Origin of the sequence: Methylophilus luteus (assembly GCF_042676265.1) — a bacterium.
GTDB lineage: Bacteria > Pseudomonadota > Gammaproteobacteria > Burkholderiales > Methylophilaceae > Methylophilus > Methylophilus luteus.
In genome coordinates this window covers 292,487-305,502 of sequence record NZ_JBHTKB010000001.1, presented here as the reverse complement: position 1 = coordinate 305,502, position 13,016 = coordinate 292,487, and the positions used below count along the sequence as shown (strand labels likewise).

General features: G+C 53.1%; 11 protein-coding genes. 5 read left to right on the top strand and 6 right to left on the bottom strand.

What is annotated here, in order from left to right; translation table 11 throughout:
- The first annotated feature begins 4 nt into the window (after nucleotides 1-4).
- The 3 genes from aceF to ACFQ1Z_RS01290 all read left to right on the top strand — a co-directional run bounded on the left by aceF (nucleotide 5) and on the right by ACFQ1Z_RS01290 (nucleotide 2,209).
- Complete coding sequence (gene aceF / locus ACFQ1Z_RS01300; RefSeq protein WP_379054860.1) at nucleotides 5-1,348, top strand: dihydrolipoyllysine-residue acetyltransferase; 1,344 nt, start codon at nucleotides 5-7, stop codon at nucleotides 1,346-1,348.
- Nucleotides 1,349-1,544: 196 nt separating this feature from the next.
- Nucleotides 1,545-1,793, top strand: coding sequence for a DUF6364 family protein (locus tag ACFQ1Z_RS01295; protein ID WP_379054858.1), 249 nt, complete (start codon nucleotides 1,545-1,547; stop codon nucleotides 1,791-1,793).
- The gene (locus tag ACFQ1Z_RS01290) at nucleotides 1,790-2,209 is read left to right on the top strand and encodes a PIN domain-containing protein (protein WP_379054856.1); all 420 of its coding nucleotides are present in this window, start codon (nucleotides 1,790-1,792) and stop codon (nucleotides 2,207-2,209) included. The genes ACFQ1Z_RS01295 and ACFQ1Z_RS01290 overlap by 4 nt, the downstream gene beginning before the upstream one ends.
- A gap of 33 nt (nucleotides 2,210-2,242) precedes the next feature.
- On the opposite strand, the gene ACFQ1Z_RS01285 is transcribed toward ACFQ1Z_RS01290, so the two are convergent.
- The 3 genes from ACFQ1Z_RS01285 to ACFQ1Z_RS01275 form a co-directional block, all read right to left on the bottom strand.
- Nucleotides 2,243-3,331, bottom strand: coding sequence for a PA0069 family radical SAM protein (locus ACFQ1Z_RS01285; protein ID WP_379054854.1), 1,089 nt, complete (start codon nucleotides 3,329-3,331; stop codon nucleotides 2,243-2,245).
- 100 nt (nucleotides 3,332-3,431) lie between these two features.
- Nucleotides 3,432-5,993, bottom strand: coding sequence for a glycosyltransferase (locus ACFQ1Z_RS01280; protein ID WP_379054852.1), 2,562 nt, complete (start codon nucleotides 5,991-5,993; stop codon nucleotides 3,432-3,434).
- 47 nt (nucleotides 5,994-6,040) lie between these two features.
- The gene (locus tag ACFQ1Z_RS01275) at nucleotides 6,041-7,624 is read right to left on the bottom strand and encodes a glycoside hydrolase family 17 protein (RefSeq protein ID WP_379054850.1); all 1,584 of its coding nucleotides are present in this window, start codon (nucleotides 7,622-7,624) and stop codon (nucleotides 6,041-6,043) included.
- A gap of 249 nt (nucleotides 7,625-7,873) precedes the next feature.
- On the opposite strand from ACFQ1Z_RS01275, the gene ACFQ1Z_RS01270 reads away from it, so the two are divergent.
- Both ACFQ1Z_RS01270 and lpdA read left to right on the top strand, forming a co-directional pair.
- Complete coding sequence (locus ACFQ1Z_RS01270; protein ID WP_379054848.1) at nucleotides 7,874-8,320, top strand: hypothetical protein; 447 nt, start codon at nucleotides 7,874-7,876, stop codon at nucleotides 8,318-8,320.
- Between the two features lie 110 nt (nucleotides 8,321-8,430).
- A complete protein-coding gene (gene lpdA, locus ACFQ1Z_RS01265; RefSeq protein ID WP_379054847.1) occupies nucleotides 8,431-10,224 on the top strand; it encodes a dihydrolipoyl dehydrogenase in 1,794 nt (597 codons plus the stop codon).
- 100 nt (nucleotides 10,225-10,324) lie between these two features.
- Here lpdA and ACFQ1Z_RS01260 read toward each other — a convergent pair whose 3' ends face one another.
- Genes ACFQ1Z_RS01260 through ACFQ1Z_RS01250 form a run of 3 tightly spaced genes read right to left on the bottom strand, consistent with a single transcriptional unit; the run spans nucleotide 10,325 to nucleotide 12,920 of the window.
- Nucleotides 10,325-11,107 (bottom strand): SPOR domain-containing protein, encoded by a 783-nt coding sequence (locus ACFQ1Z_RS01260; protein WP_379054845.1) that lies wholly within the window; start codon nucleotides 11,105-11,107, stop codon nucleotides 10,325-10,327.
- Nucleotides 11,108-11,109: 2 nt separating this feature from the next.
- A complete protein-coding gene (locus ACFQ1Z_RS01255; RefSeq protein WP_379054843.1) occupies nucleotides 11,110-11,934 on the bottom strand; it encodes a type III pantothenate kinase in 825 nt (274 codons plus the stop codon).
- Nucleotides 11,931-12,920 carry a biotin--[acetyl-CoA-carboxylase] ligase gene (locus ACFQ1Z_RS01250; RefSeq protein WP_379054841.1) on the bottom strand — a complete coding sequence of 330 codons (990 nt, stop codon included), beginning with the start codon at nucleotides 12,918-12,920 and terminating at the stop codon, nucleotides 11,931-11,933. The genes ACFQ1Z_RS01255 and ACFQ1Z_RS01250 overlap by 4 nt, the downstream gene beginning before the upstream one ends.
- Nucleotides 12,921-13,016 lie beyond the last annotated feature (96 nt).

Here is a 13,016-nt window from a genome sequence, read left to right as displayed (position 1 = left end):
ATACATGAGCTTAAAAGAAGTTCTCGTACCAGATATCGGCAACTTTGACACTGTAGACGTCATTGAAGTCCTGGTCAGCGTAGGTGACACGGTCGCCAAAGAAGATTCTTTGATTACCGTTGAATCTGACAAAGCGTCTATGGATATCCCCTCCTCTCTGGCCGGCGTGGTCAAAGAGATACACATCAGTGTGGGTGACAAGACCAAACAAGGTGCGCTGATCATCACCCTGGATACTGCCGGCGAAGCCGCTCCTGCCGAGAAGCCTGCCCCGCAACCGACCGCGACACCTGTGGTAGCAACGGTGAAAGTGGATGAAAAAACCGTCGCCATCCCCGAGCCTAGCCGCCCGGTGGCTGAAGCGCCAAAAGTGGTACAACCGCAAGCTACCCCTAACCCGGTAGCAGAATCCAGCGTAGGCAGCTCTGGCAAACTGGCACACGCCAGCCCTTCAGTGCGCAAATTCGCGCGTGAGCTGGGTGTGAACCTGTCACTGGTGAAAGCCACAGGCCCTAAAAACCGCATCGTGCAAAGCGACGTGCAAGCCTATGTCAAAGGCGAGCTATCCAAGCCACGCAGCGAAAACATGGGCGTGGGCACAGGTTTGAGCACCTTGCCTATGCCGGTGATCGATTTCAGCCAGTTTGGTGCGATTGAAAGCAAACCGCTGTCACGTATCAAAAAACTGTCCGGTGCCAACCTGCACCGCAACTGGGTGACTGCCCCGCACGTCACTCAATTTGATGAAGCCGACATCACCGACCTGGAAGATTTCCGCAAGTCCATGCTGGCCGAAGCGGAAAAGCGTGGCGTGAAACTGACATTGCTGGCTTTCCTGATGAAAGCGGTAGTCAATGCATTGCGCACCTACCCTAACTTCAATGCTTCACTGTCGCCTGAAGGTGATAGCCTGATCCTCAAGCAATACTACAACATCGGTTTTGCCTGCGACACGCCGGATGGCCTGGTCGTGCCAGTGGTGCGCGACGTCAACCAGAAAGACGTGATGGACATCGCCCGTGACCTGGCTGACCTTTCAGCCAAAGCGCGCGAGCGTAAATTGAAGGTAGAAGAGATGCAAGGCGGCTGCTTTACCATCTCCAGCCTGGGCGGCATAGGCGGCACCATGTTCACCCCTATCATCAACTGCCCCGAGGTCGCTATCCTGGGTGTTTCACGTGCGGCCATGCAGCCTGTCTACAACAAAGACTCCGGCGGCTTTGACCCTCGCCTGATCATGCCACTGTCACTGTCATACGATCACCGTGTGATCGATGGCGCGGATGGTGCAAGATTCACCAGCCACCTGCGTGTGATGCTGAGTGATGTGAGAAGGTTGTTGCTGTAAGTTGATCATCAAGCAATAAAAAAGGGCGCTCTATGCGCCCTTTTTTATTTAACAGTTTCAATCCTATATTTCTAATACCTTCAGCTTCAAATGCTATTGATTTATATGTAGAACGTGATTCATACAAGTTAAGCTTGCATGCCTAAGATGGCATGACGTATTATATTATTAATAATGTACGTCATAGGTGAACCATATGCAAACCAAACTTACTTTACGCATGGATGAAGAAGCGATTGCACAAGCAAAAGTAACTGCCCAGTTACAAGGGAAATCCGTTTCGCAATTGGTAGCCGACTATTTTGTCGTGCTTGGTGAACAACATCAGCCGCAACTACCCACCTCTGAAGTCACCAAAAGCTTGCGTGGTCTTTTAAAACAAGAAAACTTAGCTATGCTGGATGAAGAGGATTACAAACAGCATTTGTTGCAAAAACACTTATGAAGATACTCTTTGACACCAACGTGATTCTGGATGTGTTATTGGACAGGCAACCTTTTTCCGATGATGCCACCAGCCTGATGAGCGCGGTTGAAATCGGTATCTTACAAGGGTACATTTGCGCAACCACGTTGACCACCATACATTACATTGCATCTAAAACCATAGGTGAAAAAGCGGCCAGGCAAGCGCTCAGTCACTTGCTTAAATTGTTTGAAGTCGCGCCGGTGACGCGTGTGGTTTTAAGCAAAGCCTTGGATTCATCTTTCACTGATTTTGAAGATGCGGTGCTTAATCAATCAGCCTTGCACGTAGGCGCTTTAGGAATTGTGACCAGAAACCTCAAAGACTTCCAGGGTACGACCCTGGCAGTCTATTCACCACAAGCATTGCTGGCCAGTATCAGCAGCATTAAATAATGCTCACTTCATAAAAAAAACAAAAAGCAGTATTTAAAATAAAGCCATCTGCGGACCTGTTTTATTCAATTTCCAGGCATCCGGCGCTTCAAATAAATCCGTTCGGAAGCCTGTGCGTTCACCTGACATGCCCAGTTTTTGGCAGCTTAACTTAAACCGGCTCGCCAGCAAGTCTGCAAAAATACCTTCACCGCGCATACGTTTGCCAAACTCACTTTGATAAGCCTTGCCACCCCGGCTTTGTTTCACCAGGCTCATCACATGTGCCGCTTTCAAAGGGAAATACTGCTGCAACCAGTCTTCAAACAAAGTGGTCAGTTCGTGCGGTAAACGCAGAAATACATAGCCGGCTTTGCGTGCGCCTGCCTGATGCGCTTTTTCCAGTATCTGCTCCATGTGATGATCAGTCAGAGCCGGAATCACCGGTGCCACCATCACGCCAGTTGGAATGCCTGCCTCGCTTAATTTACGCAAGGTCTCAAAGCGCCGCTCAGGTGTAGCGGCGCGTGGCTCCAGGCGACGTGCGATCTGCCGGTCCAGGGTGGTGATGCTCAGATATATGCTGGCCAGTCCTTTGGCCGCCATGGGCGCAATCAGATCGATATCGCGCTCGACTAATGCTGATTTGGTGACCAGGCTGAAAGGATGATTGGCTTCACTAAGCACCGCTATCACCTGCCGCGTGAGTTGATACTCGCGTTCTATAGGCTGGTAGCCATCAGTATTCATCGCCAGTGCGATAGGCGCACATTTGTAGCCGGGGTGGGCCAGCTCTTTTTTAAGCAGAGCGACCACATCCGGTTTTATCAGCAATTTAGACTCGAAATCAAGGCCGGGCGACAGCCCGAGGTAGGCATGGGTAGGGCGTGCATAACAGTAGATACAGCCATGCTCGCAACCACGATAAGGATTAAGCGTACGCTCAAAAGGCAGGTCTGGTGACTGGATGTAGTTGATGACTGACTTGCTCGCATCCAGGCTCACTTCGGTGCGTAGCGGCGGGGCTGCTTCATCCAGGCTGCCCCAGCCATCATCCATTGCGACACGGCTATAAGGGTCAAAGCGGCTGACCTGATTACTGCTGGCTGCCCTGCCCTTATAGATGAGAGGTTTTTCATTCATCAAACTTCATTCCTGAAAAAAGGCCTCTGACAAAATGCTATTCGTTGTTGTTTTTAACCTGCCAAAACCTTGAGTTTAAAAATGTATTCCATGCGCTGCATCAGCGTTTTTCCGAGATCCACTGGCAAGCCACTGCACTCCAGTACGGCAGCGATTGTAAAGCCAGCATGGAGACCCATAATTGCGCATCCAGATTGCTGAAGCCACGCGCGTACAACATGGCAGAACCACTTAACACCAGCAGGATAAGTATCATCAGCTCTTCTTTGATAGGGTCTATCAATTGCCAGTTGCTGAGTTTGCCTTTGGTTTTGTTAGTCACCACGAACACGCCGGCTTTGTGGGTCAGGCCGCCTATGATGCCCCTGGCGATGGCATGCGACAGGCCCAGGCTGGCCAGCGAAGCGCCGAAAATATCGGTCCAGCTGCAGTGCATGGTTTTACGGTATAGCACCGGCCCTAGAATGGCCTTGATCGCCAGGAAGCATAAGATAGGCACTATCATCACCACCACCGGCAAACTGAAATGCTTGGGGAACACCAGCATGGCGATGGTCCATAACACCGAACCAAGCGTAAATATCAGTTGCAACGCTTCACCAAACCAGCCGAACCAGCCAGTGAGGAAATGGTAGCGCTGGCTGAAATCCAGCGTCGATTTACCCAGCAGTTTAGGCATATGGTGCTTGAGGATCTGCATGGCGCCAAACGCCCAGCGATTGCGCTGGGACTTGAGCGCCTTGAAGTTGGCCGGCGTCAGGCCACGGCCAAAGGTTTCGTCTATATAGCGCAGCTCCATTTTGTTTTCGAGCAGGCGCAAACCGAGTTCGGTGTCTTCACAGATGCACCATTCAGACCAGCCGCCCAGGGTTTGCAGCGACTCACGCCGTATCAGTGTCATGGTGCCATGTTGAATCAGCGCGTTGCGCTCGTGGCGGTGATGCATGCCTATACGGAAAAAGCCTTCAAACTCCCAGTTACACATGCGGTGGAAGAACTGGTTCTCCCATTCGCGGTGCGCTTGCGGTGCCTGCACCACGGCCACTTGTGTTTCCATGAAGTGTGGCACCAGATCAGACAGCCAGTCTGGGGTCACTACATAATCGGCATCGACCACGCCGACCACCTGGGCATCAGGATGGGTTTTTTCCAATGCGAAATTCAAGGCCCCGGCTTTAAAGCCTGGCCACGAAGGCAAATGATAAAAATGGAAGTTGTCCGGCATGGTGGCCATGTAAGCTTCTAGCGGTTTCCACTTCGCTTCATCTTTGGTGTTGTTATCGACCACGATCACTTCATAGTGCGTGTAATTCAAATTACGCAGACTGTCTATGGTGGCGATCACCATATCCGGCGGCTCGTTATAACAGGCCAGATGGATGGAAACAAACAATTCTTTGTCAGCAGGTAAAGGCGCAGCGCGTTTGAACAAGCGCCGCCATTGTGGCTTGAACATCACCTCGCTGAACTCGGCGGCGTAGATCATCAACACCATGGAAGTCAGGGCGATAGCCAGGATCAGGCCTATCAGCACCACGAAATCACGCAAGGTGTAGTAATAATCACCAGGCAGGTTCCAGGCGATGGTCAGCGTGGTGATACAAGCCTGGAACAAGATAGCCATGGACAACACACCGCCTATGCCCCAATGCTTGAAGCGCCAGGCGATAAACATCATGGGGATGAACGCCAGCACCGTAGACCAGGTGGCTTTGGCTATCCAGCGTGTATTGGGTGGCACTGCGCCCTGTAAAGAGTATTTCTGGTGGCGGTCAGCGTTGTACATGCCCCAATAGGCACCCGCCCAGCCTTCCAGCGCCACTTTCCATGGCTGGTCAAAGGCTTCCATCAGGTAAAAGTCCAGGTCTTCTATGGAGTTACGCGCCAGGAACTCGCGGATAAAGCGTGCCTGGTTGACTTCACTGGCGACAGAAGCGCCTATGGAAGGTCCACGGCTAGGCCAGCCCACCTCGGTGATGACGATCTTCTTGCGCGGAAAAGCCTTCATCAGCTGGTTGTAACGCTCTATGGTGTATTGCACCGCGCCTTCAACCGGCACACCTTCGTGGTATGGCAGCAAATGCACGGCGATGTAATCGACATGCTTGACCAGCTCAGGGTGTTTGAGCCATACGTGCCATGGCTCGGCCGTTGAAACCGGCACTGTACTGTGTTCCCTGACAAAATCCAGATATTTGATCAGCGCTTCGGTCGGCAGATCATTACGCAGCAATGACTCGTTACCGACAATGACTCTATCGATATTGCTGTAGTTCTCGATCTTTTCCAGCAAGGCAGAAACTTCGCGGGTATTTTTTGCGCCATCGGTATCTATCCAGGCCCCGGCGATCACCTTCATATTGCGTCTGGCTGCCAGCGGGATGGTCTCGTTCAGGTCCAGCGAAGAATACATACGGATATGCTTGGTATGCTTGGACATCAGGTCCAGATCTTCCGCCAGTTCTGCCGTGCTAGGGTGTTGCCCATCCAGCGGACTCTGGTCACCGCGGTAACCACTGTAGGCAAACCCGTTTACGGCGGGCTTTACACTGATCAGTGGCAAAGCGCGGTTTGCCAGCGCCCAGACCCCGAAGTGCAATGCAGAAAACAAAATGGCAAACACCAGGCCAGGGATCAGTTTTTTAAACCAGGACAGTATCACTTCTCACACTTTCTTAAACGATGCGTATTTTTTAACCATGCCAGCGATCAGTCACCAGCGGCTTTGGGTGCCAATTGCATGCTTTTGGCCGGCAAAACGAATAATGCCAGGCCGCAGACCAGGCACCACCACCAGGCGGTCAGATTACCGGGTTCCATCATGGCGACAGCAACAGACAGATTGGCTGCCAGCAACACCATCACCACCGTGAACCAGATGCCGGTCTGTTGCAGTTGTGCTGATGCCGCCTCAGGTTGCCGGGTCGCCAGCAGCGAGATCAGCAGGCCTATCAAAGGCAACCATGACAGGATCAGCGGGAAATCAAGGTAACGTCCATTAAAAGCCAAGCCGGCACTGGTGACAAACAGACCTATGGCAAACAAGCGCAGCAGGCACTGCTCGACACAAGACCGGGGTGCCAGGCCTAACCAGTGTCGCAATTGCAAAAGCAACAGGCCCCAGCCCAGCAGAACAAAGCCGCCCAGGGCCACGAACTCCAGCGGGTTGCGCGCGGCCAGTTGCACATAATCTACTTGCAAATAACCATGCAGGGCCAGCGTAGCCGCCACTACGCCGAGCAGCGCTTTCTGGCTGGCGGGTAGCTTTTTATGGACGCCGTATGCGACCGCACCGGCAGCCAGCACCAGGGCAATAATATAGGGCAGCCAGCCGTCAGACCGTTCTGATACTGGACCCTGCAAATTGAATTTTGGTTGCAACTGATCGTTAAAAATACCCCAGAAACCACCGACCGTGCCTTCCAGCTCACGCTTCCACGGTTGATCCATGGCTTCTATGATGTTGTATTGCCAGCCGGTCTGCTTGGCGGCCTGCAAAAAGCCGCGCACGTACAGCACCTGGTTCACCACACTGGGTTTGGCGCGGAAACGCTGACGCCCTTGTGACGGCCAGCCGGTTTCACCTATCAGCAATGGTTTTTTAAACACGGTGCCCAAATGCCCCATCACCGAAGCCGTATGCGCCACCGCCTGGTCTATCGCCACCGGCTTGTCCTCCCAGTAAGGCAGGATATGCACAGTAACAAAATCCACCTCTTGCTCCAGCGTAGGGTACTTCAACCAGAATTCCCAGACATCGGCATAGGTCAATGGCACTTTGGTATGCTGTTTTGCCCATTGCAGGTATTCATGCATTCTGGCTTCGGTCTGCTCACCGCGCAGCAACACTTCATTACCGACTACCAGGCCACGCACTGTGTCTGGGTATTGGTTAGCCTGCTGCACCGCCAGTTCCAGCTCTTTGCGGTTATCTGCATCTACCCAGCCTATCCAGGCGCCGAGTATCACCTGCATGCCATATTTTTGCGCCGCTTTGGGCACATAATCCAGCCCTTGCGACACCGAATAAGTACGCAGACATTTAGTCACTTTAGAAAGCGCCTGCAGATCCTGCTCTATCTGCACCGGGTCGACAAAAGTATCTTTGAGCGTAGGGTTCATGCCTGGCTTGTAATAAGGGGCATACGAAACGCATTGCAGTGGCAGGACGTCAGCAGGCACTTCTATCAATGGCTGCGGTTGTTGCAGGCGCCAGACATAAAACACTGTTCCTATCAGAAACAGGCTGGCCCAAATTAACGCTGGAATACGAAAAAACGAACGTTGTACCATGATGGATTTTGACAGGCTACTCTCTATTAAGAGCTGGTATTCTCTCACAAATAGCCGCGGCTTGTGTCCTACAAGCGATCTAGCGCAGGTAGCCGATTGCTAAAAGAGACTTGGTGATTTAAGTAAATGGAATTATGATGAAACGATATTCAAAAAGTATGGCTCAAACTGCTTGCTTTTAACCCTATCTCGCCAAATAACTATCTCTTAAGTCATATGAACGTTAAATCCAGTTTAACAGCAATTTGTTTGCTATCCGCTTTCTCCCTTTCTGCCGCCGCAGCGCCTGCTGTTGTTACTACTGATTACAGCGGTGAGTACCTGTGCAAAGGCAACAACATCACAGTCGGTGATTATGAGGTGACGATCTATCTGAAGAAGAACCGTCGTAACAGCACTTCGCAGATCGCCGTGTACGACCTGGCGACCCACACCGAGAACAAACAGAGCTATACCGGCCAGGCCATTACCCGTGGCAAACAGCTGGCCATGACATTTAAATTGTCTGATGCCAAATTTGCAGAGTTCTCTACCGGCCTCGGCCAGTTCACCAAAGCAGGCAAGCTATGGTCTTTTAAGAATGACTATTACGAGCCTGATGACACCGGTGGCAATTACGGCCACGAAATCTGCACACAAAAACCTATACTCCTCTCTGCACCTGCCAATGGAAAAATCCCGGTGACTAACAGATAAGGGTGACTAACAGATAAGAAAGTCTAGCCGCTAGGCCAGCTGAACACGCTAAAACTGATATCGTTTTTTTGGTGTTAAAATAGCAAAATTCTTCTGAACGTAAGGTTTTCATGAGTCAATTGGTTGAAGTAGTGGTGCCGGATATCGGCAATTTTGACAGCGTCGATGTAATCGAGGTATTAGTCGCGGTCGGCGACACCATAGACAAGGAAGATTCACTGGTGACAGTAGAATCCGACAAAGCGTCCATGGATATCCCGTCTTCTCACGCCGGTGTAGTGAAAGAACTCAAGATCGCGGTCGGCGACAAGGTTGCCAAAGGCAGCCTGATCCTGCTGCTGGAAAGCGCAGCCGCTGCCAGCGCGGAAACCAAACCGGCTGAGCCTGCGCCAGCAGCGACTCCAGCCCCTACACCAGCACCAGCAGCTGCGACCAGCCCCGAAACCAAGGCTGCCGCCCCGCAAGCGGCAGTAGCTACCGGCAATAACGATGTGACTTGCCAGGTGATGGTACTGGGCTCAGGCCCTGGCGGCTACACTGCCGCTTTCCGCGCCGCTGACCTTGGCCTGAAAGTAGTGCTGATTGAGCGTTACCCTACCCTGGGTGGTGTCTGCCTCAACGTCGGCTGTATCCCTTCCAAAGCGCTGTTGCATACCGCTAAAGTCATCACCGAAGCCGAAGAGACCGCAAGTCATGGTCTGACTTTTGGCAAACCTGCGATAGATCTGGACAAACTGCGCAACTGGAAATCCAATGACGTGGTCAACAAGCTGACTGGCGGACTGGCGCAAATGGCCAAGGCCAGAGGCGTCACCGTGGTGACTGGCCTGGGTAAATTCACCAGCCCCAATCAGATCGCAGTCACCGCTGCCGATGGCAAGACCACCCTGGTCGGCTTTGACAATGCCATTATCGCTGCCGGTTCGCAGGCGTCCAAATTCCCTGGTGCACCGGATGATGACCGTATCATGGATTCTACCGGCGCACTGGCACTGGCAGATATCCCTGGCCGCATGCTGGTAGTAGGCGGCGGCATCATAGGCCTGGAGATGGGCACTGTATATGACGCGCTGGGCACTAAAGTCAGCGTGGTTGAGTTTATGGATGGCCTGATCCCCGGCGCTGACCGTGACCTGATCCGCCCGCTGCAGAAACGTATGGAAAAACGCTTCGAGAGCATCATGGTTTCAACCAAGGTGGCAAAACTTGAAGCCAAGGCTGACGGTATTTATGTGGACTTTGAAGGCGAGAACGCGCCCAAGGAAACCCAGAAATATGACCGCGTGCTGGTTTCCATCGGCCGCCGTCCTAATGGTAAAAACATAGGTGCCGAAAATGCCGGCGTCGCCGTCGACGACAGAGGTTTTATTGCCGTTGATAAACAAATGCGTACCAATGTGCCGCATATCTTCGCCATTGGCGATATTGTCGGCCAGCCTATGCTGGCACACAAAGCCACGCATGAAGCCAAAGTCGCTGCCGAAGTGATTGCCGGCCACAAGGTCGAATTTGTCGCCTCGGTGATCCCATCAGTCGCTTACACCGACCCTGAGGTCGCTTGGGTAGGCCTGACCGAAACTGAAGCCAAGGCCAAAGGCATAGAGATAGATAAAGCCAGTTTCCCGTGGGCGGCCAGTGGCCGTGCACTGTCTATCGCACGCACTGAAGGCGCCACCAAGCTGATTTTTGATAAGCAGACCCATAGAGTGATCGGTGCCGGTATTGTGGGCATCAATGCTGGTGAACTACTGGCAGAAGCGGTACTCGCCATTGAAATGGGTGCGGATGCACATGATCTGGGGTTGACCATACATGCGCACCCGACTTTATCCGAAACCATATGCTTTGCTGCCGAAGTCAAGGAAGGCACCATCACCGATATGTTGCCGCCTAAAAAGCGCTAGGGCCTAAAAAGCATTAAGCTCAGAACGTTTTATAAACAGCAAAAAGCCCGCGATCGCGGGCTTTTTGTTTGGGTGAGCACATGGCCACTAATAAGGGATCTCACTGGCAAGCGATTTCTTTAAGCACCGCGTCCGGGAACTGCGACTGCGACTTTTGCAAAGCTGAATACTGTTGCGCAGAAACACTGAACAGCTTGATCACAGACTGGCCCTGGCCGCCATTGCGGGTCGACTTGATCAGCAGGCGCACACCTTTGGCTTTCAGGTCTTCCATCAGTTTATCGGCCAGTTTTTCATCGCGGAACACGCCGAATGAGATGGCATTACGCCATTTCGGGTCATCCTGGACGATAAAAAAGTCTTCTACCCCTAATTTGCGCAACTCATCCGCTTTGGTCTGCGCTGCTTCGGCAGATGCCATGGGCGGTTTGTAGATCCAGTAACGGATATTCTCCTGGCCGAATACCGGCTGGCCGACCTGGGTCTTGATGTTGAGTTGTTGCGCCAGGCTGACGGCCTCGTTGACCCTGGCGGTATTAAAACTGCTCCACTCATAACATACCCCGGGTGTAGATAGCACTGGTGTAGCCGGACGTGATTCAGCGGGCTTGACCGTTTCTTTTTTACTGGCAGGTTTGCTTTCAGTGGCTGCTGCGGCCGTTGTAGTCTCTTGCGCTGGCGGGCTGGCAATCAGTGCGGTATCTTGCGCCGGCGCCACCGTGCGTTTGGGGTAAGCTTCCAACGCACTGGCGCTGAGTAACTTGATTTTTTCGGGATGGACTTCGGGTTTGAGGCTACTCAAGGCGGGGGAGAAAGCGTCGCGTTTGAAATAGGCAAACACGACTATATTCAACAATAGCAGTATCCAGAATAATCTTTTCATTGTTATGTACTTTCAGCCAAACAGGCCAGCCCCTTTAATACCAGATTATCCACAATAATCGCCTGCAATGACAATGCATCTGGCAAATATCTCTGCAAAATCATCGCATCGCCACCGCTCAGCACCAAAGCCGGCTGGCGCCCGTCAGTCAATGATTGCAACTGCGCGTACTGGCTGGCCATAGGGGCGATCAGCGCCTGCACGCAGCCTGCCCACATCGCCTGCTGGCTATTGCGCGCAAAACCATTAGCGAGCGCGGTATTGTGCGGATAGTCATGATCCAGCTGCGCCGTGCCCTGTTGCAGGCTCTGCCACATCAGACTGAGACCGGGCTGTATGCTGCCGCCGGCAAAAGTGGCGCTGGTCTCTGCGGCCACAGTTTGCGTGATCGGTGCATTCGTAACCAATGCATCCGTAACCAGGGCATCCATAGTCATGGCCGTGCCAGCGGTCACCACCAGGGCATCGCGTTGATGTAACAGCCACACCGCCAGCACACTGCACCAGCGATCGCTGCCTAACTGGGCAGGCAGGCTGTAACTATTATGCAGCCCCAGTAAAGTGGGGCTTGCTTTGATAACGGTGACTTTTTCTTTGACCGCAGCCAGCGATTGCAACCAGCCGGCACCGGCGACATTGCTGACCAGTATCTCGGTGGCTTGCGCCAGTGCGGCATGCAGGGCCTGGCTATCTGCGCACCCGCTGTCGTGCAGCCATAACCGGTTTTCGAGCGCGACCACCTGCATATGCATTTCCAGAGTCAGTGGCGGTTCAGGGCACCACGCCCATTTGGTACGAGTATTGCCGGCATCTATCAATAGTTTCATGCTGCACTCCGCACGCTGATCTCTCCTGCATTAAAGCGTTGCTGGCCACTGGCGGTTTCAACCAGCAGACTGCCCTCTTCTGCCACGCCGGTGACTTGCCCGGCCACCACCTGGCCGTTTGCCATTAACAGATTCACCGCCTGCTGATGAAAAGCGTGGTGCGTCATCCACGCCTGCTGGAAATAAGTAAAACCATGCTCGCTAAACTGGTTCAAATGTACAGCCAGGGCGGCCAGGCAACGGCCCAGCACTGCGTTGGCATTCAAGCTGTGTCCGGCTAACTGGTTCAGGCCCAGCACCGGCTGCTCAATCTGCTCGCGCATGGCTTGCTCAATATCCAGGTTGAGGCCTATGCCTATCACCGCCGCGCTAGGGCTTTCCATATCGCCTTGCAGTTCTATCAAAATGCCACCCAGTTTATGCCACTGACCCTGGTACATGACCACCAGGTCGTTAGGCCATTTCAGCTGCACTTCAGTTAGGCCTAGCTCATGCAAGGCACGCAACAGTGCCAGGCCTATCACCAGGCTCAGGCCGGACAGCCCTGCCGCCCCGCACTGAAAGCGCCACAATAATGAAAAAGTCAGGCTGCCGCCCAGCTGCGAAAGCCAGCTGCGGCCTCTGCGCCCGCGGCCTGCCGTTTGCACCTGCGCCACGGCACAGGTGCCGTGAGCTACGCCACGCGCACTTTCCTGCATCAGATAGCGGTTGGTGGAATCGACCTGTGCCAGCACCTGCAAATGAAACCATGAGGCGTATTCGCCGCAAGCCTGGAAAATGGCTTCGGCATCCAGCAGCGTCACCGGCTTGGGTAAACGGTAACCACGTCCACGAACCGAAAACACCGTGATGCCTATCGCCTGCGCGGCGAGGATGGCGTTATATACCGTGGCACGCGTCACGCCGAAGCGTTGCGCCAGCGCTTCGCCTGAGTGAAACTTGCCATCGGCCAATACTGCCAGTATGGGAAATGCCAGTTTATTCATAGGCTTATTTTATGCGCTAGCTTCAAGACGGTCATCACAGCCTGCAGTTTAGCATAGACGCCATGCACAGCCTGTTGCTTAACGCCCGCAACTAAG

What these genes read in the sequence shown, in the direction of transcription:
- aceF (WP_379054860.1), top strand. Translation starts at nt 5, where the DNA reads ATGAGCTTAAAAGAAGTTCTCGTACCAGATATCGGCAACTTTGACACT.
- ACFQ1Z_RS01295 (WP_379054858.1), top strand. Translation starts at nt 1,545, where the DNA reads ATGCAAACCAAACTTACTTTACGCATGGATGAAGAAGCGATTGCACAA.
- ACFQ1Z_RS01290 (WP_379054856.1), top strand. Translation starts at nt 1,790, where the DNA reads ATGAAGATACTCTTTGACACCAACGTGATTCTGGATGTGTTATTGGAC.
- ACFQ1Z_RS01285 (WP_379054854.1), bottom strand. Translation starts at nt 3,331, where the DNA reads ATGAATGAAAAACCTCTCATCTATAAGGGCAGGGCAGCCAGCAGTAAT.
- ACFQ1Z_RS01275 (WP_379054850.1), bottom strand. Translation starts at nt 7,624, where the DNA reads ATGGTACAACGTTCGTTTTTTCGTATTCCAGCGTTAATTTGGGCCAGC.
- lpdA (WP_379054847.1), top strand. Translation starts at nt 8,431, where the DNA reads ATGAGTCAATTGGTTGAAGTAGTGGTGCCGGATATCGGCAATTTTGAC.
- ACFQ1Z_RS01260 (WP_379054845.1), bottom strand. Translation starts at nt 11,107, where the DNA reads ATGAAAAGATTATTCTGGATACTGCTATTGTTGAATATAGTCGTGTTT.
- ACFQ1Z_RS01255 (WP_379054843.1), bottom strand. Translation starts at nt 11,934, where the DNA reads ATGAAACTATTGATAGATGCCGGCAATACTCGTACCAAATGGGCGTGG.
- ACFQ1Z_RS01250 (WP_379054841.1), bottom strand. Translation starts at nt 12,920, where the DNA reads ATGAATAAACTGGCATTTCCCATACTGGCAGTATTGGCCGATGGCAAG.